This window comes from Kribbella sp. NPDC002412, from assembly GCF_053592935.1.
Genome location: NZ_JBSFBL010000050.1, coordinates 39187 through 60808 on the forward strand (window position 1 = coordinate 39187; position 21622 = coordinate 60808).

General features: G+C 67.6%; 21 protein-coding genes and 3 pseudogenes. 10 read left to right on the forward strand and 14 right to left on the reverse strand.

The genetic code is table 11. The features are described from left to right. The first annotated feature begins 17 nt into the window (after nucleotides 1–17). Nucleotides 18–566 (forward strand): hypothetical protein, encoded by a 549-nt coding sequence (locus tag ACWCOV_RS32045; protein ID WP_449833077.1) that lies wholly within the window; start codon nucleotides 18–20, stop codon nucleotides 564–566. A gap of 164 nt (nucleotides 567–730) precedes the next feature. Here ACWCOV_RS32045 and ACWCOV_RS32050 read toward each other — a convergent pair whose 3' ends face one another. The 4 genes from ACWCOV_RS32050 to ACWCOV_RS32065 form a co-directional block, all read right to left on the reverse strand. Further along, nucleotides 731–1264 (reverse strand): hypothetical protein, encoded by a 534-nt coding sequence (locus tag ACWCOV_RS32050; protein WP_449833078.1) that lies wholly within the window; start codon nucleotides 1262–1264, stop codon nucleotides 731–733. A 68-nt stretch (nucleotides 1265–1332) separates the two neighbouring features. Next, nucleotides 1333–1776: a hypothetical protein gene (locus tag ACWCOV_RS32055; protein WP_449833079.1), complete on the reverse strand. Its 444-nt coding sequence runs from the start codon at nucleotides 1774–1776 to the stop codon at nucleotides 1333–1335. Further along, nucleotides 1773–2546: an ABC transporter permease gene (locus ACWCOV_RS32060; RefSeq protein ID WP_449833080.1), complete on the reverse strand. Its 774-nt coding sequence runs from the start codon at nucleotides 2544–2546 to the stop codon at nucleotides 1773–1775. The genes ACWCOV_RS32055 and ACWCOV_RS32060 overlap by 4 nt, the downstream gene beginning before the upstream one ends. Continuing rightward, nucleotides 2539–3261 (reverse strand): ABC transporter ATP-binding protein, encoded by a 723-nt coding sequence (locus ACWCOV_RS32065; protein ID WP_449833081.1) that lies wholly within the window; start codon nucleotides 3259–3261, stop codon nucleotides 2539–2541. Before ACWCOV_RS32065 ends, ACWCOV_RS32060 begins: the two co-directional genes overlap by 8 nt. 96 nt (nucleotides 3262–3357) lie before the next feature. On the opposite strand from ACWCOV_RS32065, the gene ACWCOV_RS32070 reads away from it, so the two are divergent. Both ACWCOV_RS32070 and ACWCOV_RS32075 read left to right on the forward strand, forming a co-directional pair. Next, nucleotides 3358–4029 carry a response regulator transcription factor gene (locus ACWCOV_RS32070; RefSeq protein WP_449833082.1) on the forward strand — a complete coding sequence of 224 codons (672 nt, stop codon included), beginning with the start codon at nucleotides 3358–3360 and terminating at the stop codon, nucleotides 4027–4029. Beyond that, nucleotides 4014–5282: a sensor histidine kinase gene (locus tag ACWCOV_RS32075; RefSeq protein ID WP_449833083.1), complete on the forward strand. Its 1269-nt coding sequence runs from the start codon at nucleotides 4014–4016 to the stop codon at nucleotides 5280–5282. The genes ACWCOV_RS32070 and ACWCOV_RS32075 overlap by 16 nt, the downstream gene beginning before the upstream one ends. Before the next feature lie 310 nt (nucleotides 5283–5592). Here the strand turns inward: ACWCOV_RS32075 and ACWCOV_RS32080 are convergent, their stop codons facing one another. Then, on the reverse strand, nucleotides 5593–6504 hold the full coding sequence (locus ACWCOV_RS32080; protein ID WP_449833084.1) for a hypothetical protein: 912 nt from the start codon (nucleotides 6502–6504) through the stop codon (nucleotides 5593–5595). Between the two features lie 263 nt (nucleotides 6505–6767). Here ACWCOV_RS32080 and pepN point away from each other — a divergent pair, with 263 nt between their 5' ends. Then, nucleotides 6768–9200 carry an aminopeptidase N gene (pepN, locus tag ACWCOV_RS32085; protein ID WP_449833085.1) on the forward strand — a complete coding sequence of 811 codons (2433 nt, stop codon included), beginning with the start codon at nucleotides 6768–6770 and terminating at the stop codon, nucleotides 9198–9200. Between the two features lie 270 nt (nucleotides 9201–9470). Then, on the forward strand, nucleotides 9471–9965 hold the full coding sequence (locus ACWCOV_RS32090; protein ID WP_449833086.1) for a hypothetical protein: 495 nt from the start codon (nucleotides 9471–9473) through the stop codon (nucleotides 9963–9965). Nucleotides 9966–10354: 389 nt separating this feature from the next. On the opposite strand, the gene ACWCOV_RS32095 is transcribed toward ACWCOV_RS32090, so the two are convergent. The 8 genes and pseudogenes from ACWCOV_RS32095 to ACWCOV_RS32130 form a co-directional block, all read right to left on the reverse strand. Further along, nucleotides 10355–11416: a hypothetical protein gene (locus ACWCOV_RS32095; RefSeq protein WP_449833087.1), complete on the reverse strand. Its 1062-nt coding sequence runs from the start codon at nucleotides 11414–11416 to the stop codon at nucleotides 10355–10357. Nucleotides 11417–11807: 391 nt separating this feature from the next. Beyond that, complete coding sequence (locus tag ACWCOV_RS32100) at nucleotides 11808–12482, reverse strand: alpha/beta fold hydrolase (RefSeq protein ID WP_449833088.1); 675 nt, start codon at nucleotides 12480–12482, stop codon at nucleotides 11808–11810. A 79-nt stretch (nucleotides 12483–12561) separates the two neighbouring features. Next, the gene (locus tag ACWCOV_RS32105) at nucleotides 12562–13008 is read right to left on the reverse strand and encodes a hypothetical protein (RefSeq protein ID WP_449833097.1); all 447 of its coding nucleotides are present in this window, start codon (nucleotides 13006–13008) and stop codon (nucleotides 12562–12564) included. Nucleotides 13009–13017: 9 nt separating this feature from the next. Beyond that, nucleotides 13018–13137 (reverse strand): annotated as a pseudogene (locus ACWCOV_RS32110) (hypothetical protein); the annotation flags it as partial. A 566-nt stretch (nucleotides 13138–13703) separates the two neighbouring features. Next, nucleotides 13704–13976: pseudogene (locus tag ACWCOV_RS32115) on the reverse strand (site-specific integrase); the annotation flags it as partial. 641 nt (nucleotides 13977–14617) lie between these two features. Further along, complete coding sequence (locus ACWCOV_RS32120; RefSeq protein WP_449833089.1) at nucleotides 14618–15301, reverse strand: GAF and ANTAR domain-containing protein; 684 nt, start codon at nucleotides 15299–15301, stop codon at nucleotides 14618–14620. Nucleotides 15302–16033: 732 nt separating this feature from the next. Continuing rightward, the gene (locus tag ACWCOV_RS32125) at nucleotides 16034–16828 is read right to left on the reverse strand and encodes an ABC transporter permease (RefSeq protein WP_449833090.1); all 795 of its coding nucleotides are present in this window, start codon (nucleotides 16826–16828) and stop codon (nucleotides 16034–16036) included. Continuing rightward, on the reverse strand, nucleotides 16825–17814 hold the full coding sequence (locus tag ACWCOV_RS32130) for an ATP-binding cassette domain-containing protein (protein WP_449833091.1): 990 nt from the start codon (nucleotides 17812–17814) through the stop codon (nucleotides 16825–16827). The genes ACWCOV_RS32125 and ACWCOV_RS32130 overlap by 4 nt, the downstream gene beginning before the upstream one ends. Nucleotides 17815–17873: 59 nt before the next feature. On the opposite strand from ACWCOV_RS32130, the gene ACWCOV_RS32135 reads away from it, so the two are divergent. Next, nucleotides 17874–18215 carry a helix-turn-helix transcriptional regulator gene (locus tag ACWCOV_RS32135; protein WP_449833092.1) on the forward strand — a complete coding sequence of 114 codons (342 nt, stop codon included), beginning with the start codon at nucleotides 17874–17876 and terminating at the stop codon, nucleotides 18213–18215. After that, nucleotides 18197–18769 (forward strand): permease prefix domain 1-containing protein, encoded by a 573-nt coding sequence (locus ACWCOV_RS32140; RefSeq protein WP_449833093.1) that lies wholly within the window; start codon nucleotides 18197–18199, stop codon nucleotides 18767–18769. Before ACWCOV_RS32135 ends, ACWCOV_RS32140 begins: the two co-directional genes overlap by 19 nt. Here the strand turns inward: ACWCOV_RS32140 and ACWCOV_RS32145 are convergent. Beyond that, nucleotides 18766–18882, reverse strand: a pseudogene (locus ACWCOV_RS32145) (MerR family transcriptional regulator); the annotation flags it as partial. The gene ACWCOV_RS32140 and the pseudogene ACWCOV_RS32145 sit on opposite strands and share 4 nt — an antisense overlap. A 93-nt stretch (nucleotides 18883–18975) precedes the next feature. Here ACWCOV_RS32145 and ACWCOV_RS32150 point away from each other — a divergent pair. The 3 genes from ACWCOV_RS32150 to ACWCOV_RS32160 all read left to right on the forward strand — a co-directional run bounded on the left by ACWCOV_RS32150 (nucleotide 18976) and on the right by ACWCOV_RS32160 (nucleotide 21556). After that, a complete protein-coding gene (locus ACWCOV_RS32150; RefSeq protein ID WP_449833094.1) occupies nucleotides 18976–19602 on the forward strand; it encodes a cytochrome c oxidase assembly protein in 627 nt (208 codons plus the stop codon). Between the two features lie 141 nt (nucleotides 19603–19743). Beyond that, nucleotides 19744–20496, forward strand: coding sequence for a class I SAM-dependent methyltransferase (locus ACWCOV_RS32155; protein ID WP_449833095.1), 753 nt, complete (start codon nucleotides 19744–19746; stop codon nucleotides 20494–20496). A gap of 361 nt (nucleotides 20497–20857) precedes the next feature. Continuing rightward, complete coding sequence (locus tag ACWCOV_RS32160) at nucleotides 20858–21556, forward strand: hypothetical protein (protein WP_449833096.1); 699 nt, start codon at nucleotides 20858–20860, stop codon at nucleotides 21554–21556. Nucleotides 21557–21622 lie beyond the last annotated feature (66 nt).

Below are 21622 nucleotides of genomic sequence, written 5' to 3' on the forward strand. Positions count from 1 at the left end.
CTCAACAACCTGCGATCGTGACGGTCTTCACCGTCGGACTGACCGCAGCGGACGTCGGGCTGCTCGACGTACTCGACGATCGGGAGCGCTTGCGGGTGGCCCGTTGTGCAGGTGAGGCGGATCGCGGTCGGACGCTACTCGGCGCCGCCTTGCTGCGAGCGGCCGGGGGCGCGCTGCTCGGCATTCCCGCCGCAGAGCTGAAGGTGGACCGCGCCTGTGCCGAGTGCGGCGGCTGGCATGGCCGGCCGACGATCGTCGGCGCCGATCTGGACGTTTCGGTGTCGCACAGCGGCACGGTGGTGGTGGTCGCCACGCTCGTCGGTGGCGGCCGCGTCGGCGTCGATGTCGAGCGGAGAGCCGGCCGATCGACGAAGGAAGCGCTTGCCTGGACGATCGCTGAAGCCTGCTTCAAGGCGGGCGGTGCATCCGGTCTGACCGTCCACGAACTTCCGAACCCGGCTCCTGGCCACGTGCTGACACTCGCCACCGACCGGACGGACGCCGCGGTCGAGGTGCTCGACGGAACCGCGCTGCTCACCGAGTTACTCGTCCACAGCAGGAAGTGAAGACTCCGTCGCCCGTACCCCTGCCGGCTACTCGATTGGAGAACTTGTCCGGGCTGCCAGCCGCGGACGATTCACCCTCTCACGCAGGCGGCGTACCCTGACCGTGGCCGCGGGACCAGGTCCGCCAACTGTCCGAGCGCGATGCCGAGGTCGTGCGGAGGTGGTCAGCGGTCGGGCTCCATCGGCGCGTCCTGATGCTGTTCGAGCAGGTGAAGCACCGGTACGCCGAGATGGCGGCGAGCCTGGGCCGACCAGTCGATGTGGAGCAGGTCGGCGACGACGTGCGGGCGGGTGAGGACGATGACGCCCTGGCCGTTGACGCGTTTGATCTGCTCGACGAGTTCGTCCACAGGTCGCCGATGGGTGATCAGTCCTTCCGCGTCCTGATCGAGTGACCGAAGCCGGTCGAGGCTGCGTTCGACCGCTGCCGTGGCCTGGGCATCGACGGCGTGTTGGGCATCGTGCTGGGCCTTGAGAGCTTCTTCGTCCGATCCGATGGAGTGGCGCGTGGTCACGATGCCGTAGAACTCCGTTCCGGCGAGCTTGGCAAGGGACGTCTCCACTCTGCGCTGTGCATCCGCGCAGGGAATGATCACGTGGAACCGCACGTGGTCCGGCGCATTCGCGCAGAGCTCAACCACCCGCTGCGCGTCCGGCACACTCAACTCTTCCTCGACCAGCAGGACGACGTCGTACATCGAACTCACCTACCCTCGACGTCCGCTCCACCCGCCAGTACCCACATCCGTGGTCTGGCGAGCGGCGCTCAGGGAGACGAGGTGTGGCGGCGGGTGGCCAAGGCCAGTGCGCCGAGGAGCGCGGGAACCGTGATGGCGACCGGGAGTGCTCCGCCCGTGTCGAGGGTCTCGCGGCGGGACACGGTGACGTGGACGGGCGGTCCGGCGACGAGCGCGCCGTTCTTCGGGATCAGTACGACGTACACGGCGAAGCGGCCCGGGTTGACCGCCTGGAACTCCCAGTCCATCGAGGTTTCGCCGGCCGGCGCCGTTCGGGTGACGTCTTGGGACCAGTCCTCGAGGTCGACGTACACGCCGTCGAGACTGACGACGTTCAGGTGTGCGATCGCCGGCCCGGTGACGACCGATTCGACTGTGAGGGTTTGTCCGATGACGGCGGTGAGGTCGTCTTCGCCCATGGTGATGGCCGGATCGGCGAGCAGTACGGCGGCGATCAGGCTCAACGTGGTCATCGCAACCCCGCTGTCAGCCGGACGAGTCGTGGACCGGCCACGATCAGGATCGTCGCGACGGTCAGTGCGACCACGGTCGGAGAGGCCAGGTAGCTGAGGTCGTGTGTCCAGCCGCGCCGGTTCACGAGAATCTGGGAGATGTAATGCATTGCGGATCCGATCGGGTTGACTCGGGTGGTCAGCTCTCCGACGCCCGTCTTCGGCAACGCCGGCAGTTGGGTCGGCGCGAAGAGCGCGAGAAGTAGCAGTAGTCCGACGGCGAGGCTGGTCTTGTTCGAGTTCGTGACGGCGCTGATGAGGAGGGCGAGCCCGCCGAGGCCGGTCGCGACCAAAGTCCCGACGGTGAGCGCGAGGAGTGCTGCCTGCGTGGCGCCGGCGACGCCGCGGCCGAGCACCCACAGGTAGGGGAGCGTGACGGCAAGGCATGCCAGCCACATCGACGATGCGGCAGCCAGTTTGCCGACGACGATCGCGCGCCGTGATGCGGGAGTGAGGAGGAGGCACTCGAGGGTGCCGCGTTCGCGCTCGCCGCTGATCGCGTCCGCGCTGACGACCACAGTGAGCAGGACCCCTACGGCGAGCCCGACGTCGACGGTGAGGTTGACGGCCTCGCGCTGTTCGAGGAAGTTCATTGCGCGGTTGGTCGCGGCCAGGTAGGTCATCGTGCTGAGCAGGACGCTGAATCCGAACACCAGAACGGGCCCGCGTCCGCCGATCCACAGGTCGCGGCACTCCTGCTCGGCGACGACCTCCCAGCGGTTCCTAGTCATGGCTGTCCTCCTGGGTGAGGCGGAAGAATGCTTCGCTCAGGCTGCGTGCTCCTGCCACGACCTCATGGATCGGTCCGGCCGCGCGAAGCCTGCCGTGGTCGAGGATGAGGACGCTGCTGCAGACCTGCTCGACCTCGGCCAGCGTGTGGGTCGACAGCAGCACGGTCGCCTCTCGCCTGAGCTCGCTGATAGTGGCGAGGATCTCGCGCTGGCCGGCCGGGTCCAGGCCGAGCGTGGGCTCGTCGAGGAACACGACCGCGGGATCGTTGACCAGTGCTCGCGCGATGCCAAGCCGTTGCTTCATCCCCCGGCTGTACGTCGAGATCCGCGAGCCCGCGCGATCGCTGAGCCCGACCTCGTCGAGCAACCGATCGGCCACGGTGCGTGCGCCCTGTCGGGTCTGGCCGAACAGGCGTGCGGCGTAGCGGAGGTACTCGCCGCCGGTCTGCCGTGGTGGGTAGCCCGCGCTTTCCGGCATGACGCCAATGCGTTGCCGGATCCGGTGCGGCTGATCGCCAGGCACACCGGCCACGGTGAAGGTTCCGTCGGTCGGTTCGAGGATGGTGGTCAGGAGGCGGATGGTGGTCGTCTTGCCGGCGCCGTTGGGGCCGAGCAGGCCGAGGACCTCACCGGCTTCAGCGGCGAACGTGAGTGCGTCGACGGCGTTGCGCGCGCCGTACCGCTTGCTGAGGCCGATCGCTTCGATGGCTGCCATGCGTCCGACGGTAGGTCCGTGGTGCTTAATGCCGGCTGAACGGTGCATTCAGCGCGGATTCAGCGAGAATGAAGGAGGATCGGCTGGAGGTGGCTGATGCGGGCATTGGTGGTGGAGGACGAGCCTCGGCTTGCTGACGGCCTGCGGAAAGGGCTGGTTGCCGAGGGATACGCCGTCGATGTCGCGCTGACCGGGCCGGACGGGTTGTGGTTCGCGCGTGAGCACGACTACGACGTTGTCCTGCTGGACTTGATGTTGCCGGAGATCGACGGCTTCGAGGTCTGCGCGACGTTGCGCGCGGAGCAGGTGTGGACGCCGATTCTGATGCTCACGGCAAGGGATGCCGACACCGACCAGATCCGGGCACTCGACACCGGGGCGGACGACTATCTCACGAAGCCGTTCTCGTACGACGTCCTGATCGCACGGCTGAGGGCGTTGGTACGACGCGGTGCGGCGGAACGCCCGGCCGTACTGCAAGCCGGCGAACTGCGCCTGGATCCGGCGTCGCGGCGCGCGTGGCGTGGGGGAGCCGAACTGGTGCTGACGGCGCGGGAGCTGTCGCTGCTGGAGTTCCTGATCCGCAGGGGCGGTCAGGTGGTGTCGAAGCGGATGATCCTGGATCACGTCTGGGACTACGACTTCGAGGGCGATCCGAACATCGTCGAGGTCTACATCCGCCGGCTGCGTACGAAGGTGGGCGAACAGAACATCAGCACGTTGCGCGGCGCAGGCTATCGATTGGTGTCGACATGCGAATCCGGGTGACGCTGGCTGCGGTGCTGGTCGTCGGACTGGCTCTGGTGGCCGGCGCCTTCGTCCTCGTAGCCCTGCTCGGGTCCGTGCTCACCGCGCAGGTCTGCACCGAGGCGCGGGAGCGTGCCGCGCAGCTTTCCGTCAGCTCGGCTGTGCGACCCTCGTCGACCCGCGTTGAGCTCGTGCAACTCGTTGATCGGTCCGGTGACGTGGTCGGTGGCTCGGACGGTGGCAAGCTCGTTTCGCCCGGCAGCGATTGCGTCAAGGTCGAGCCACCCGGGTATGCGGAGGATTTCGTGTTCGCGGCCGCGTCGGTGGAGTCCGGCGGTCAGGTGATCGTGGGTCGGCCGTTGGTCGACGTACTGGACTCGACGCGGTTCGTGAGCCGGGTGCTGGTGGTCGGTGTGCCGGTGATGATGCTGATCGTCGGAGCGGTGACGTGGGTGGTCACCGGGCGGGTGCTGGCGCCGGTGACCGCGATCCGGCGCGAGGTGGACGGGATCACGGCGAACGCGCTGCATCGGCGGGTTCCCGCCGTACGCAAGGACGAGATCGGGCGGCTGGCGAACACGATGAACCGGATGCTCGACCGGTTGCAGCGTTCGCACGAGAGCCGGCAGCGGTTCGTGGCCGATGCCTCGCACGAGCTGCGGTCGCCGATTGCGGCGATCCGTCAGCATGCCGAGGTCGCGCGGGCGCACCCCGAGCAGACCAGCGTGGAGGAGTTGGCGGCTACCGTTCTCCACGAGGACCTGCGCATGCAGCAGCTGGTCGATGACTTGCTCCTGCTGGCGCGCCACGACGAGGAGCACACTGAACCACCGCGTACGCCGGTCGACCTCGACGACCTGCTCTTCGCCGAGGCCGAACGGTTGCGCTCAGCAACTGACTTGTCCATCGACACGACGGCGGTCTCGGCCGGCCAGGTGCTCGGGGACGCGGCCGCCCTCGCCAGGGTGATCCACAACCTCGCCGACAACGCGGCCCGGTACGCCCGCAGCCAGGTCACTTTCGCGTTGACCGAGTACGACGGCGCCGTAGTACTCACCATCTCCGATGACGGACCCGGTATCCCGGCCGAAGACCGGGCCCGGGTCTTCGACCGGTTCGTCCGCCTGAACCCGGCCCGCTCCCGCGACACCGGCGGCTCCGGCCTCGGCCTCGCGATCGCCGCCGAGATCATCACCCGCCACCAGGGCACTGTCCGGATCACGAGCGGATCAACCTTCCAAATCCGCCTTCCCAGCGCCGACCTCCAACTCTGATCCTGGGCCCTACCTCCGTCGGATCGGCGCACAGTTGGAGCGTGCAAGCCTGCCGGTTGGGGAAGTGCGCCGCCTTAGCTCGGGTGCGCCAGCTCGGCGTGCCCAGAGAGCAGGCCGACGCGTTGACGTGGCTGCTTCACGGTGGGCAGATCCGCCGGGTTGGCACGCACGAGCCACAAGCGGGCGGACTACGCATACTTCCGCGACTGCATCCGCGCCGCTTAGCGGATGTGTCGGGCATCCGTCAGGGTGGCCTCTCGCGTACCAGCGTCCCGCCATCCCGTGGCGCCCGTGGCCGGACTGTGCCGGGTCAGTTGTCGAGGTTGGTGAGTCTTTGCTGCTGCGCGTCGCGGCGGCGCTGCGCAATCGTTGTGTTCCTGGTGGTGCGGGCCAGTTCGACCTGGAGGCGCCTGGTACGGCGGTTCGCGTCGCGCAGCGCCTGGCGGGCCTGCTCGAGCTCCTGGGCGAGCCGTTCGATGTCGGCCTCCAGATCTGCGATGAGATGCTCGTGCGCGTCCAGCTGTGCCTCGGCCTCGGCCCGTTCGGCCTCGGCCGCGGCGTAGTCGTGTTCGGCTTCCTGCGCGCGGGACTGGAGGTCGGCCCGGCGCCGGCGGTGCCGCTGCAGTGTGTCGTCAACGCTCGCGGCGCGGCGCGTCGGCCGCGGCGGCTTCTCCGCCGGCGGTTTCGGTCGGCTGCGGACGACCCTGGGTTTGATCGGGGCGAGCTCCGCGAAGCCGCCGGTCTCGTCGACGACCCCGAATCCGACGTGGCGCAGCGCGCTGGTGAGCTGCCCGGATCGCAGTAGCTGGGCGGCGCCGGGGTCGACCACGGCGGCGTCGAGGGTCTCGGTCAGCCGCTCTGTGATCTGCTGGCTCACCGGGCGGCCCTGCGCCCGGGCGAGTGCCCGGGCAGTCTTGACCAGCTGCTGGACGAGGATGTGGCGGCGCGGCGTCAGCTGGCGCAGTCGCTGCCCGTCTCCGGATACCTGCGCCTGGCGGAGGTTGTCTCCGAGTTCGGTGAGGTCATTGACCTGGTCAGGGGCGGCCCGGACGAGCTGATTGGCCAGCCACGCGGCTAGAGTCGGCTTCCGCAGCGCCTTGATTGCCTCGCTGGCCCGAGGGTCGCCGGCATCCTTGGCGACTTGGGCGAGCTCGTTGCGGGCATGCGTGAACTCCTCGGGCGCCAGCCCGTACAGCTCGATCACCGCCGCGTCGACGTCCACGTGATCCACGATGCGGTGGGCGTCCGGGTGGCGCAACGTCGGTCGCGGTGGGCGTCTGGTCGCACACGGTGCGGATCGCGGGCTTTCGGCAACCATCGGAGGAGCCCTGCAGTCCGGTACGGCGTTTGCGCGGTCTCGTGACGACTTAGCCGCGGCGCTGCGGCGAGGCAGAGCGTGCTTACGCTATGGCCGAGTGGCGCTGCGGTAGGTGAGTGTGGGGTCTGGTCCACAGTGAACTGAACGAGCTTTGGAGAGGGGAAGCGATGAGCGTCCGGAGTCTGACCCAAGCTGAGGCTGAGGGGCGCTCGAGCCTGCTGACGGTCGAGCGGTATGACGTTGCCGTCGACCTGACCGACCTGCCGACCGGCTCGCGGGTTCGGTGTGAGTCGACGATCACCTTCGGCTGTAGCCGCCCCGGAGCCGAGACCTTCGTCGACTGCGTGGCGGAGGTTGCCAAAGCCGTGCTCAACGGGGTCGCGCTGCCGGCGGCCGTCGAGGGCCGGATCGCACTGGCCGGTCTCGGCGAGCGCAACGTCCTCACTGTGGTCACTGTCCCGGACTGCTCGACCGATGAGCAGGGTGTTCACAAGGCCGTCGATCCCGCCGACGGCGAAGTGTATGCGTACACGGACTTCACTCCCGACTACGCCCGGTATGTATGGGCGTGTTTCGATCAGCCCGACCTGAAGGCGCCGTACGCATTCACGGTGACAGCTCCGCCCGGTTGGCTGGTGTTGACCAACAGCGGCGATCCGCGGATCGAAGATCTCGGCTCCGCGCGGCGCTGGACCTTCCCGCCGACGCCACCGCTGGCGACGTACAACACCGTGATCAACGCCGGCCCGTACTACGAACTGCGCCGGAGCGGCGCGGGTCACGATCTCGGCCTCTTCGCTCGCCAGTCACTGGCTCCGCTCCTTGACCGGGACGCCGACGAGCTCTTCACCCTGACCACCCAAGGGCTCGAGTTCTTCGCCGACAAGTTCGGCATGCCGTTTCCCCAGCACAAGTACGACCAGGTCTTCACGCCCGAGTTCCCTGGCGCGATGGAGAACTTCGGCTGCGTCACCTGGATGGACTGGTTCCTGCGCCGGACCACCCCGACGCGTGCGGAGTGGGACATCTTCTCGCGGTACCTGTTGCATGAACTCGCGCACATGTGGTTCGGCAACATCGTCACCATGCGCTGGTGGGACGACCTGTGGCTCAACGAGGCGTTCGCGGAGTTCGCGAGCAACTGGGCCGCGGTCAGCGTGACCTCGTACACCGACGCCTGGGTGGCGCATCTGGCCGGCGAGAAGCTCAAGGCCTATTTCGTCGATCAGGGACCGACCACGCACCCGATCCGCCAGCTTGTCCGCGATGTATCCGAGGCAGAAGCTACTTTCGACGCCATCACCTACCCCAAGGGTGCGTCGGTGCTGCAACAGCTGATGACGTATGTCGGTGAGGCAGAGTTCTCCGCGGGGCTGACCAGCTACTTCGCCAAGCATGCCTGGGGCAACACCACGCTGCAGGACCTGATCGATGCGGTCGCCGAGTCGAGCGGACGTGACCTGGACCAGTGGCGTGCGGGGTGGCTGGAAACCGCAGGTACCGACCGGCTGACCCTGGATCACGACGGGGATGGTTTCGTCCTGGTCGCGAAGGGCCCCGGTGGGCAGCCGCGGCCGCAGGTGCTTGCCGTCGGCGCCTATCGGGGACAAGGCGACCGCCTCGAGCGGGCGGCACTCGTTGAGGTAGAGGTCGCGGGCGAACGGACTCGGATCGACCTGCCGGCCGGCGCGGACCTCTACCTGGTCAACGACGAAGATCTGACCTTCGCCTCGACAAGGCCCGATGCCGCGACCAGAAACACGTTCTTCGGCAACGCCGCCCGCCTGCCCACACCCATCTCGCGGAGTGTCGCGGTCACCACAGCCTGGGACATGCTGATCAACGGCCAAGCGTCGGCCGCCCAGGCCGTGCAGTGCCTGACCGGGGTGCTAGCGGTCGAGACGTCCGCGTCGGTGATCGAGCCGTATCTCGACCTAGCTGTCGAGGCCGCGGACCTGTGGAGCCCGGAGTCGGAGCGGGATGTGCTGATGCGGGCAGTAGCGGCGGCGTGCCGGAGCCTCTCCGGCGTCGGCGCCTACCGCAAAGCGGCACTGCGTGGCTTCGCCCGTACCGCAGCCGACCTGGAGCAGGTTGGGTGGCTCCAGGCCGAGGCCGGTGAGGACGTCGATCTCCAGTGGCGAGCGCTGGTCCGCAAGGCTCAGCTCGGCAGCCCGACCGCTACCGAGGCACAGGCCCTGCTCGACCGGGACCCGGATCCCGAGGCGTGGGTCAGCAGGCTTCAGGTCCGTGCGGCGACCCCGGACCCGGCTGAGAAGAAGGCGGTGTGGCAGACGCTGGTGACGGAGCGCGCGGTGCCGCTGGCCTCGGTCTACTCGGTTGCGGCGCTGTTCTGGACCGCCGGCCAGGACGACCTGCTGAGGCCCTATGCGGAGGCCTATCTCGAGCTCGTGCCGACCATCCACCGAGGCGGAGTCATGCCGGCGAAGACCTTCACCAGACACCTCTTCCCGCAGTTCGGTATCGACCTGGCTTTCGTGGGACGGGCGGCGGCCCTTGCGGAGAAAGCTGTCCCGGTCGTCCGCGCGAACCTGCTGGAGCGTGCAGATCGGGTAGGCCGCATGCTGCGCTCCCGCGGCTGAGGTCATCCCGGAGGCGAGCCTGCGGTCGGTGTCACGACCCAAGCCTGTTGTGGGGTGCCGGCGGTAGTGCACGTTCACCGAGCCGGCTGTACGGCGGGCCGCCGGGCTCTCGCTGAGCGCATCTCCGACGGCCGATACGAGCTGAAGTGGGACGGCTTCCTTTACTGAATAAGTCCAGCCGACGTGCCACGCCTTACGGGCGGCGCCGGCGCCGTCCTCGGGCTCACCGGCGGAAGGACAGGTCTAGCGGCAGAGACGTAGCCTTCTCGGATGCGGCTCGAGAGCAATGATCACCCGACTGCCCTGTTGATCACCGGCACGGTCGGAGCGGGCAAGACTTCGGTTGCTGCCGCCGTCGGATCGATCCTGGCCGAAGCGCGTATTCCGCATGCCGTGATCGACCTTGACGCCCTCAGCCAGTCATGGCCGCCTCCACCCGGCGACCCTTTCAACCTCGCGATGGAGCTCCGGAACCTTGACTCGCTCGCCCGGAACTATCTGTCGGCCGGCGCCTGCCGGCTGGTCGTGTCGGGCGTGGTCGAAACCACAGCAGCGCGTGCACGCTATCGCGCAGCACTGGCGTCGAACTGCGCGTGTGTCGCCTTCGTGCCGACCTCGCCGAGGTGCATCGACGTCTTCGGATCCGACATGCGGGCGCCGACTCAGAGCTGCGCTGGCACCTTGACCGGGCCGGACAGCTCGACCAGATCCTTGACCAGTCCGCGGTCGACGATTTCGAGGTCACCTCAGACGGACGGATGTTGACCGATATCGCGGCGGACGTACTCACTCGCGCTGGCTGGCTCTAACCCCGACCCAGCCTCCATCGCCGAGCTCACTACTAACAGGCCGTCGCGCCACTGATCTTGACTTTGGAAACTGCGCCTGACCTGCTGGGTTCGATAGGGCTGGAGCTCGCGAAGCCGGTGGAGCAGGTTCAGACCAGCAGCCCCGGAGCCGCCCACCGCCGGTAACCGATCCGGCGTCGGCAAGCTGTGGCGCCAGGCCTTGCCTAGGGCAACACTGATGGTGTGGGCACCTGGCGCCCGAGCTTCTCGGGCCGGCAGCGCTGGAGCTGGCCCGAGCCGACGAACAGCTGCCTGGGCCCAAGGGCATGCCGGGCGGTTCGAGGTTCGAGCTGAAACGGGATGGTCTTATTCACTGAACTTGTCCAGCCGGCGCCTCGATGGTCGATCAATCGGCGAGCAGGAGGCTAGCGAAGCGCCTTGGTATTGAGGGGGCAGCGGCCACGGGAGGCCGGATTCATGCTCAAAAGGGTGGTCATGAGCAGGGTTGATCGCTGGCGCCCGCTTTCGGGCCGACTCTTCCAGGGAGGTGTGGGCGGCGGCGTTCTGCAGGGAGTACCGGTGAAGGGCGACCCCCGGTGGCGCGAGGCGGAAGAGGTCGCGAACCGTCAGAACTTGGTGAGGACTGAACCATTCCTGGCCTGGTTTGTGCAGTGCCCAGCCGCCTCCGAGAGTGACCGCCGCATGCGTGTTGTTACCGTGAGCGTCGCGCCAGACCAGCACTGTTCCCGGCAGATCATCGTGACCTCCAACCGTGCAGAGAGCGGCTAGCCAAGCTTCAAAGGGCTCATCGTCGGCGCCCTCGACACCGGCTGCCGCCATCACGGTGGCGAAGCAGTATGTTGCACTTCCTCTGGCAATGGAGCTTCCTCTGCTCCCTCGAGCGAAGGTTCCACTGAGTGCTCGGGCATGGGGAAGTATGGATGAAGCCGTGCGCCAGATCTCCTCCGGCACCGACAGTCGCCGGCATCGTAGCTGCCCTTGACTGACAACTCGTTTGAGGACGGAATCGAGTTGAGCCTCCACGAGGGCTGGCCACCAGACGAACCGAAGTCCGTCAGCCTGCTTTCGCAGCCCCTGTGCATCAAGAATATCCGCCCAATCGTCGATGGTGGGCACGGCTCCTCGGCCGTGCCCTACCTGCGCTCGAACAAGTTCGGCACGTACATCGCGCGGCTGAGCATGAAAGGTGTCTTCGTCAAGCCACACGACTTCTAAACCCTTGGCGAGGTTCCACACCTCATAGGTGTCGCGAAGCTCGGGCGACAGGTCGTGTGCGGGACTTTCAGGTGCGAGTCCGATTTCGGCCGCTTCGACGGCGGTCAAGAAGAACGGCTGCCGAGCCGGCGCCAACCAGGCAGCCCAGCGCCGAGCCAGTGACGTTTGGACCTCGATCCCCAACACGTCCATCGCCACACAGTACAAACCGGGCACTGAAATTGCGACGTGGATTTTCCAAGTCGACAGTCGTCGTCTACAGAACCGTGCCTCTGACGTGCCTCCGCGCATCCTCAGAAGGGGGCATCCGTGGTGTCGATCGGTCATTCATGGCTACATGTCTCCGGTGTACGTCGCTTGCAAGGCAACCGTCACCGGAGTGTCAGGCACACAACCGCCTTCGCCCGAAACCCCAGTCGAACTCGCCTACTGACCCGGCGCCAGCACTCCCACCCCACACCACCGAAGTAGCGCCGATCGGCGCGCGAAGAGTTCAGTCGACTAGCCTTCACTGAACCTGTCAACTGGCGTTGAACGTCGCTGGGGCTTGAGCTTGGTCTTGATCGTGCGTCGCCGTGCGGAGTCACCACCCGTGACGCTGCAGCCAGTCGGCCACGATGTCCGTCGCCGGGCTTTCAGGATCGCCGAGGCCACAGCGGCCGTGGTCAAGACCAGCAAACTCGGCGACCTCGATCCCAAGACCGCGAAGGACGTGCTGGTCCTTGAGCGAAACGCGCTGCGCGTCCAGGGTGCCCCAATACATTAACTTCGGTACTGCCATCTCCTGCAGCTCGACGTGCCAGTTGTAGCTGTGGAACCAGTTCCAGAACGTTCGGCTGCCGACTGGGACGCGACGCTCACGGTTCATCCGGGCAAGCCACGCTTCGGACAAACCACGCAGCACGTTGAACCCACCGCACACCATCAGGCGAGCCCGAGGAGTCGCTTGAGCGATCGTGCAGGCCATTGCGCCACCCTGCGAGAAGCCCCACACCGCGAACTCGGGAATGTCTTCTTGGTCGCAGACCGCGAGGATCTGCTCGTGGATGCCGGCTGAGGGGTACAGGTCTGGGCGGTCGCTTCGACAGAACCCGAGCGGCTCAATCTGCACCATTGTGTACTGGTCCGCGAGTTGCTCGAACGGTATATACGAGCCGCGGTCTTTCTTCGGCATCACCACCGCCGGGCCGCTTCCTACGACCGCATAGCGGAGCTGATGGCCGGCAAACGTTGCAGTCTTCCAGTCCACAGCGCCCACGACACCTCCTGGAGCCGTCGAATCACACTCAGACCACTTGCCGGGATGCTATGTGAGAGCGCCGACAGTTGTACCCAGGTCAACGAGCCGGGGCGTCAGCCGCGGCCAGTTGACTCTCGGCCTCGGCACGACGCTGCCTCAGATGCTTCAGTGACTCCTCCAAGGCGGCGACCTCACCGAGCCAGGCCCTGTCTTGCGCCTCGGCCAGGCGGGCTTCGGCGTTGCAGGTCATCTCCTCGATGCGCGGCAGCTGGGCCGGGTCGACGCGCAGGAACCGGCACCGGCTGCAGGCGTGCTCGTGGACACAGGGCGTGCCGTAGGGGCGGTGGCAGTCGCCGAGGGCGACCTTGCGCAGCAGGAAGTGCTGTTCGAACTCGTCCCATTCTTCCCCGGACGCTGGTCGCAGCTCCCCGAATGGGCGCAGGGCGCGGCGGCGCTCGATGAAGTGCTGGTGTGCGGCGATCACCTCGTCGGGGAACACCGCGGTGTAGCCGCGGGTGGTATCGAGGTTGAGATGGCCGAGCAAGGTGGCGGCGCTGTGGAGCGGCAGGCCGCTGGAGACCATCTCGGTGGTGAACAGCCGCCGGAAGTCGTGCGGAGTGAACCGGATCGGCTGCCCGGCATCGGACAGGCCGGCGTGCCTTGCCGAGTCCACCAGACCGGGCCGCCGGGCGCGATCGGAGGTCGCTCTTCGCTCAGGTAGAGGACGAGCCAGACGAACGAGTCGACGCTGGCCGGGATCGTCTCCCGCAGACCGCTGCCCTTGCTGACGACTGTGATCGTGTTCGCGCCCGCGTCCACGTCACCGTCGTGCTTCAGGCCGAGCAGCTCACTCGCACGGGCGCCACTCGACAGCCAGAACGACACCAGCGCGCGGTCGCGGTGACTGCGAAGCGCGCCGAATAGCGCGTCGGCCGCATCGTCGGGGATCGCCCGCCACACCGGCCGAGGTGTCTTCTGCCGATACGTCGCCCGGCGGCGCACCACGAAGTTCTCCATCGGATTGTGGTGCGCGTACAACCGCTCGCCACCTCGTCCGCGCTGCGCCGGCACCGGGTTCAGCAGCGGCCCGGCATCGGTCGAGCACGCCCACTCGTAGAAGCCGAACAGAACACTCAGCTGGTGGTTGATCGTGCGACTGGCATACGTCGCTGCGAGCACCGGTTTGCCGGTGACCGGGTTCACCGAGCCCGGGGGCGGCGCGCCGGGCCGACGGCGTGTCCGCTGCGGATTCGGGGCCTGCTGCAACCACTCGACGAACGACCGCACATCCAGGCGCTCCGCCCGCTCCCACGTCGTGTACTGACGATGCAGGAACCTGAACCAGCGGAGCAAATCGAACGCATAGCTGCGCAACGTCGCCGGACTGCAATCCGACGCTGCCAACTCACGCAGATACCCCGATGCCGCCACATGCTCAAGCTCGGGAAACAGCACCCTCCATCGCAGACCCGACTCGAACTCCACCACGCGACCCGGCTCAACGATTGGCACGCCACACCCTCTCCCAACACCTGCTGTAGCACCAACTGATGCTCAGAAGAGTTCAGTCAACTAGCCGGGCGGCAGCAGTCTCTGCTCCAGCGTCTCGTCGACCAAGATCGGGAACCGCAGCGCCACAGCGACCCGATCCATGACGGCAACCAGCTCCGGGAACTCCATGCCCGGTCGGTCCGATCGCGGCCCGACGCCCACTGCGCGGACCGCGTAGTGGCAGGACCGAAGACGCCCAGCTGACCGCTGAGGCGAGAAGCCACCGGGCCTTCCGCCGTACCGCCGCTGGGGTACTGAACGTCACCATCCGACCTGATCGGCCCGCAGGCCTAGCTGACGCCGACTCCCAGCGGCACGCCCGGACCTGCGGCCCCGAAGGCCTTCCGACGTCGCCGGTGTCGTCCTGAAGGCAGAACCGAGACCAGAGCCCGGCTCGCGCAGTCGGCGCTGACGTTTTGGGGAAACGCACCGGCAGCGCTGGCCGGAAGGTGACCGCCGACCCCTCATGCGCATACCGATCGGATTTCACGGAATTCTGGGACGATCGGCGGTCACGGCCACCCCTTACTGACCAGCGTCGTCACGAAGGACGCATCCGCAAGACCTTGACTCCGATGGTCGGTCCAACCCGCGGGGGTGGATCACTTGGGCAAGCGGCGGGTGTCGATCAGTTCCTGGGCGACGTCGCGGAGCTTGCGGTTGTGCTGCTGCGAGTAGCGCTTCAGCACCTCGAAGGCGCGGTCGCCGTCCAGGTCAAAGCGTTCCATCAAGATGCCCATTGCCTGCCCGACCAGCTTGCGGGCGTCGACCGCCTGGGCCATGGTCGCTTGCTGCCGGGCGTTGGCGATCGCCACCGAAGCGTGCCTGGCCAAGATGTGCGCGATCGCCAGATCGTCGGAATCGAATGCCTGCGGGACGTCGCTGAAGAGACTGAGCACCGCCGTGGCGCGGCCGCCGATCACGAGCGGCAGGTGAACAAGGCTCCGGATGCCCGTCCTGCACGCCTCGGCAGTCCAGGCCGGCGGCCAGAGTGAGTCGGTCGATGCATCGGCGACCACGACCACGCGTTCCTCCCGGATCGCGGTCATCACCGGCCCTTCGCCAGTCTCGATCTGCAGCCGGTACAACGCTGCGACCCGGGGATCGGTCGACGTCAGCACCTGCGGCTGCCGGCCACCGACGAGCAGCACAGCCGCGTAACGGCACTGAACCGCCTGCAGCGCGAACTGCACGACTGACTCGACTGTCTCCTCGATGCCGCCGACTTCATACAGCTCCTGCGCCAGCCGAGCGAACACCTCCGCCGCCCGGTGACCGTCCGCCACGCGGCCCTCCGCCGCGCCGGCACCTGGAGTCGTTCCGCCGGGCTCAGCCACACCGCCATCATCCACCCGCGTGACGCGACAGGCGACAACGAAACCCCGACGCCCCCACATCCCACCGAAGGACCGGCGAAGTTCATAACGCGGCGAAGAGAATTCACCGCGCACTGGCGTGCGGCGGTGCACTGAAGACCGCGGACTCGCCACGTGAGGTTACGCGCTGTGGTCGCCGATGAGCAGCCACCGACAGGCTCGTCGACGTCGATGTGGCCTGGCCTCCAGGCTGGAGTGTCGCACTCCGTGACGGCGAACCCGCTCTGATTGATGCAACAGGACAGTTGGCCTGCCGGCTCGGCGACGAGATAACCGTCGGTGGAGGCTTCGTGGACATAGTCCGGATCGACGTCGTCTCGTGGACAGGCCAGGAGCGGATATTCCAGGCATCCGAGCTCACACGCGTTTGAGCGTTCCCTTGTCGACGAGAATGTCCCCGTCATGTGTGGCCACCCTTCTCCCGCCCCGTCGTGGGAGCGGTGATGGCCTCGGCCAGGCGGAGCGATGAGCCGGTACGGATATCGCCGGACCTGGCTCGAACGGTCGAGGTTGAGCTGGCGCTATCGGTCGACGAGATCCCCGGCCCCCATGCCCCGCCAGGTGGGTCTCGCTACGAAGTGAAGTGGGACGGCTACGTTCACTGAACTTGTCAACCCGTGATGGGTTGCCCGTGACGGGTCCCTAGCTCGCTGTGGTGTGGCGGTAGCGCAGGACGGCCGCTGGGACCGTCACGGCGAGGAGGCCGCCGATCCAGGCGAGGGCCTTCCAGACGTGGGTGGCGGTGGGTCCGCCGAGACAGAGCGCTCGTAGTGCGTCGACGGTGATGGTGATGGGGTTGTTGTCGGCGAAGGCCTGTAGCCAGTCGGGCATTGTTGCCACGGGCACGAAAGTGGAGCTGACGAAGATCAGCGGGATGACGGCGAGCAGTCCTGCGATGCCGGCTGATTCGGGGTCGCGCACGAACAGACCGAGCAGGGCGAAGATCCACGAGAACGCCAGCCCGATGGCGATGGCCAGTGCGATGGCGCCGAGCGCGGCGCCGGGTCCGGCGTGGAACCGGAATCCGTTGAGCGTGCCGACGCCGATCATGAGGCCGATGACGAACAGGTTGCGGATCGCGTCGGCGGCGCATCGGCCGGCGAGGACGGCGGAGCGGGCCATCGGCAGGGCGCGGAACCGGTCAATCATGCCGGTGGCCAGGTCGTCGGCGACGGCGACGCCGGTTTGGGAGGCGCCGAAGGCGATCGAGAGCACGAAGATGCCGGGCAGGACGTAGTCGATGTACTCCTCGACGCCGGGTGGGTGGACTGCGCCGCCCCAGGTGTAGTTGAACAGCACGACGAACAGGATCGGCTGGACGGTGGCGAACGCGATCAGGGTGGGGACACGCACGAGTCGGTGCAGGTTCCGGCCGGTGATCGTGCCCACGTTGGTGATCAGTTGCGCGTGCCTGCTGGTGTAGTCGGCGGTGCTCATGCCCGTCCCCCTGACACGGAGTCGGTGGCAGCGGCCTGTGCCGGTGGCGACTGGCCGGTCAGCGACAAGAACACGTCGTCCAGGGTCGGCCGGCGCAGCGCCAGGTCGGCAATCCGCAGGTTGCCCGCGGCAAGCCGGGCCGCGACTTCTGGCAGCACACCTGGCCCGTCGGTGACCGTGAGCACGACCCGGCTGAGTTCGGCGTCGACGGTCGGCGGGCCGGCACCGAGCCCGCGAAGCGCCTCAGCCAGCCGCGTGGGGTCGTCACCGGGGTTGGCTTGCAGTTCGAGCCGGTCTCCGCCCAGCCTGGCCTTCAGTTCGGTGGCGGTGCCCGCGGCGATGACCCGGCCGCTGTCCATGACGACGATCCGGTCGGCCAGCCGGTCGGCTTCCTCGAGGTACTGCGTGGTGAGCAGCAGGCTGGTGCCCTGCGCGGTCAGTTCACCGAGTAACCGCCACAGCCCGATCCGGCCGCGCGGATCGAGGCCGGTGGTCGGCTCGTCCAGGAACAACACCTCGGGGGCGGTGACCAGGCTGGCCGCGACATCCAGTCGGCGCCGCATCCCGCCCGAGTAGGTGCGCACCGTCCGGTCGGCCGCGGCGCCGAGTTCGAACGACTCCAGCAGTTCGCCGGCCCGACGCCGGGCCGAGCGGATCCGCAGGCCGGCGAGCCGGCCGATCATGCGCAGGTTCTCCCGCCCGGTGAGGTAGCCGTCCACCGCGGCGTACTGCCCGGACAGACCGACCACCCGCCGCACCGCTGCAGCCTGCCGCACCACATCCAGTCCCGCGACCCGCGCTGTCCCGGCGTCCGGTCTCAGCAGGGTCGCCAGGATCCGCACCACCGTCGTTTTGCCCGCCCCGTTCGGCCCCAGCAACCCGACCACCGCGCCAGGCGGAACCTCCAGATCGACGCCGGCGAGCGCCGCCACATCGCCGAACCTCTTGACCAGGCCCTCGGCGACGACCGCTGGCTGTGCGTTCATGGCCCCAGCCTCCGATAGCTAGGATTACTACCTATGGATTGAAGGTAGCATAGCTACCTATGAGGGAGGCGCAAGTACTGAAGGGCCACCTGGACGTGCTGCTGCTGGCCACGATGCAGGACGGTCCGCTGCACGGGTATGCGGTCAAAGAGGCGCTGAAGGCCGGCAGTGACGGCCGGTTCGATCTGCCCACCGGGACGGTGTATCCGGCCCTGCACCGGTTGGAGCGGGCCGGGCTGATCGCAGGTGAGTGGTCGGTCGTCGACGGCCGCAAACGGCGCACGTATCAGCTGACGACCAGTGGTCGGCAGCGGCTGACCCACGAGCGCACCAACTGGCGGGAGTTCGCCGCTGCGGTCACCTCGCTGCTGGAGCCGGCGCCATGGCAGCCCACGTCCTGATCGAGCAGCACCTGGCCCAACTGGGACGCCGGTTGCCCCGCGAGGCGGTCGACGAGCTCGCCGACGGCCTAGCCGCGACCTATGAGCATCACCTGGACAGTGGGATGGATCCGCAGGCTGCTGCGGTGGCGGCCATCGAGGAGTTCGGCCGGCCGGGCGAGATCGTCGCCGCATTCGTTCGCCAGGCACCCGGCCGCCGCACAGCGCTCGTCCTGTTGCTGACCGGGCCGGTGATGGCGGCCTGCTGGGGACCGTCGCTGATCCTCGCGCAGGCCTGGACCTGGCCTCTACCGAGACTGTTGGCCGTCGCCGGCGGAATCGGTCTGCTGCTGGTAGTCGCGCTGCTCGCCGTGGCAGCGACCAGCCGCACCAGTTACCGCCGGGCGGACGTCGCCCGGCTAGGGGCGGGCGGGCTGGTGCTGCTCGACGCGGCCTTCGTAGCCGCAGTCGTCATCGCCGCACCGGCCATGGTGTGGCCGATGCTGGCCGCGATCGCGGCCAGCCTGACCCGGGCTGCCTTGACTACCCGAGCCCTGATCGTGGCGCGCGCCTAGCTCACCCGCATCTCCTCGACCTCGTCGAGAGTGAAGCCGAGCTCCTGGGCCCGTTTGATGAACTGCAGCAGCTCGACCGTGCTCGGTGGGTAGTCGCGATGGCCGCCCGGAGTGCGGGGCGGCTGGGTGAGTGACCAGAAGCTTGCCTAGAGCAACACTGAGATCGTGGTCGAGCTGGCGCCCGATCTTCTCGGGCCGGTGGAGCTGTGGTTCTGGTGACTCGCGGCGACGCGTGGCCTACCGGGCGCACCGTGTTGTGGTTGCTCGGGCTCCTGAGCTTGGTGTCGGTCACGTGGACCGGTCTGGCCGGCTATGCGGCCGCGCTGTTCAGCGTGTACATGGCCCAGCACATGGTGCTATCGATGCTGACCCCGATCCTGCTGCTCCTCGCGGCACCGATCATGCTCACGCTACGAGCGTTTCCGTTGCTCGGTCATCAGCTGATGCTGATCCATTTCCTCGCTGTCGGTCTGCTGTTCTCCGGCCCGATCCTCGCTATCGACCTGTGGCCGCGGCGCAGCGCGGCGGGACTGCGGCTGGTCGAGTTGCTGATCGCCGTACCGTTCCACGCGCTCTTCGGCGTGATCGTCATGCAAACGGCCTACCCGCTCAGCCGGCCTTCGCGGACGCGCGCCGCACACTCGGGGTCGACGGTGACCATGGCCGTGTTCGTGCAATGGATCCGCAGCGACCGGCGCGGAGCTGCCCGCTACGACAGTCAAGCGGTCCGAGGCGGCGACGCTGCGCTTGCCCGGTACAACGACGCGTTACGGCAGATGCACGAGCGGACCAGCGGCTATTCGCCCCTAAAACAAGGCTTTACGAGCCCGTAGTGCGAGGAAGCTGAGACTGGCAGTCACGATGGGCGCCCTTCGTCTCACGAACCACCGGCTGGGGTGGACCGTCGCGGTTGAGGTGTGCAGGATGGGCAGCGCGCAGGGGGAACTTGCGCTGTCGATTCATTGGGGGAGCCAATGTCTGTTCGGCATCTGCTGCAGGTCGCGGCCAATCGAACGCTTCGGCCAACAGGGTTCCAGCTCGTTCGCGGTTACAGCACCGATCCGGCGATCAGTCCGTTCCTGCCGGCCCGCTGGACGATCCGGCAGGCTGAGAAAGCGGGCAAGTCGGTGGGTGACTTCCTCGACAGTTACAGCGCGGAACCCGGCGCCACCACCGACACCGTCGAGGCCCTGCTCGAGATCGGCCACCTCACGGCAGACACCGTGGACCGGGTGTGCGAGATCGGACCCGGATCAGGCCGCTACACGACCCGTATCCTGTCCGCGGTGCAGCCGAGCTCGTACGAGGTGTACGAGACCGCGGAGGACTGGATCAGCTACCTCCAAGGCGCCCAGCCGACCCTGACCTTCCAGCCGGCCGACGGCCACACCCTGGCATCCACTCCATCGGCCTCAGTCGACCTCGCGCACACGCACAAACTCCTCGGCTACATCCCGTTCGTGACCGCGCTCGGCTACATCGACGAGCTGGCGCGCGTTGTCCGCCCAGGCGGCATCGCCGCATTCGACATGATCACCGACGACTGCCTGGACGACTCCACCACGAAGGTCTGGCTGACCGAACCACACCGTATGACGATCTACTCGGTCGCCCCGCGAGCCTGGCTCACCGGCTTCGTCGCTCAACGAAACCTTGACCTCGTAGGCAGCCGATTCGTCCCGCTCAGCGGCGGCCGAACCGAGTTGCTGGTCTTCCGCCGCAAGTAGCGTCATCTCGGCACCGCAACCGAGCGATCCCGGGTGCCGGGCTGGTCAGTACATCCGGGCCCGCTGGCCCCAGGGTCGTTGCTGCTCGGCCTCGCCGCGGCGCTGTGGTCGCGCAACGGAAATGACTTCACCTCGAAGTTTCCCGACGTGCAGGCCGCGCTGGACGCTCAGCTCGCTACGGACTGTGTCTCGGACGTTGGCCGATCGTGTGGACAAGTACCGTGTCCGAGGAGGGACACGCACCTTGACTACACGGCGGCGGCTCAGTGCCTGGGTGGCCGAGCGATGACGCGTCTACAAGTTGTTGGCCTGAGTCCGTGCTCGGCACTACGGACCTCACTCGTGGGACAGTTGCCCAACGATGACGATCTTCACGTTCCACCTCGCGGAGCTCCGTCCGACGACGACGGCGGGGGCACTGTGGAAGGCGCCGACTGGGCCTTCCACGCCCGGGTTGCGGCACGCCGAGTGCATGGCGCTGATGCGCCTCGGTGCCCCGACTGTCTCGCCTGCCCGCATGCAGCTGCGGCGGACGGCGATGTTCGCGCGGTGGGAGGACGAGGCCGCGGTCGAGGCCTTCCTGGCGGACCATCCCCTGGGCAGGCAGCTGGCGGCAGGCTGGCATGTGCGCATGCAGTTCCTGCGCCGTTGGTCGCGGCTTGCGGCGCTGCCCGACCTGCCGGCGAGGGCGGGCGAGTGGGACCCTGCCGAACCCGTCGTGGCGGTCACGCTGGCCCGGATGCGCCTCCTGGAGGTGCCGAGGTTCCTCAAGTGGGGCAAGCCCGTGGAACGGCTGGTTCGTGACCATCCGGGGACCACGCTGGCGCTGGCCGCGATGCGCCCGCTCCGGACGATCTCTACATTCTCTGTCTGGCGGTCTGTGTGGCAGATGGAAGAGATGGTGCACGGCCACAGCAGTGTCCCGGAGCCCGACCGTCATGCCGCCGCGATGGCCGAACGCCGGCGCAGGGATTTCCACCACGAGTTCGCCACCCTGCGGTTCCGGCCGCTGTCGGAGCACGGCTCGTGGCAGGGGCGGAGCGGGATCGTTCCCCGGTAGGGATGTACGAGGAGCTGGTGGGACTTCTGATGCCCGGCGCCTTCCGCAAGCAGTCGCAACAGCACA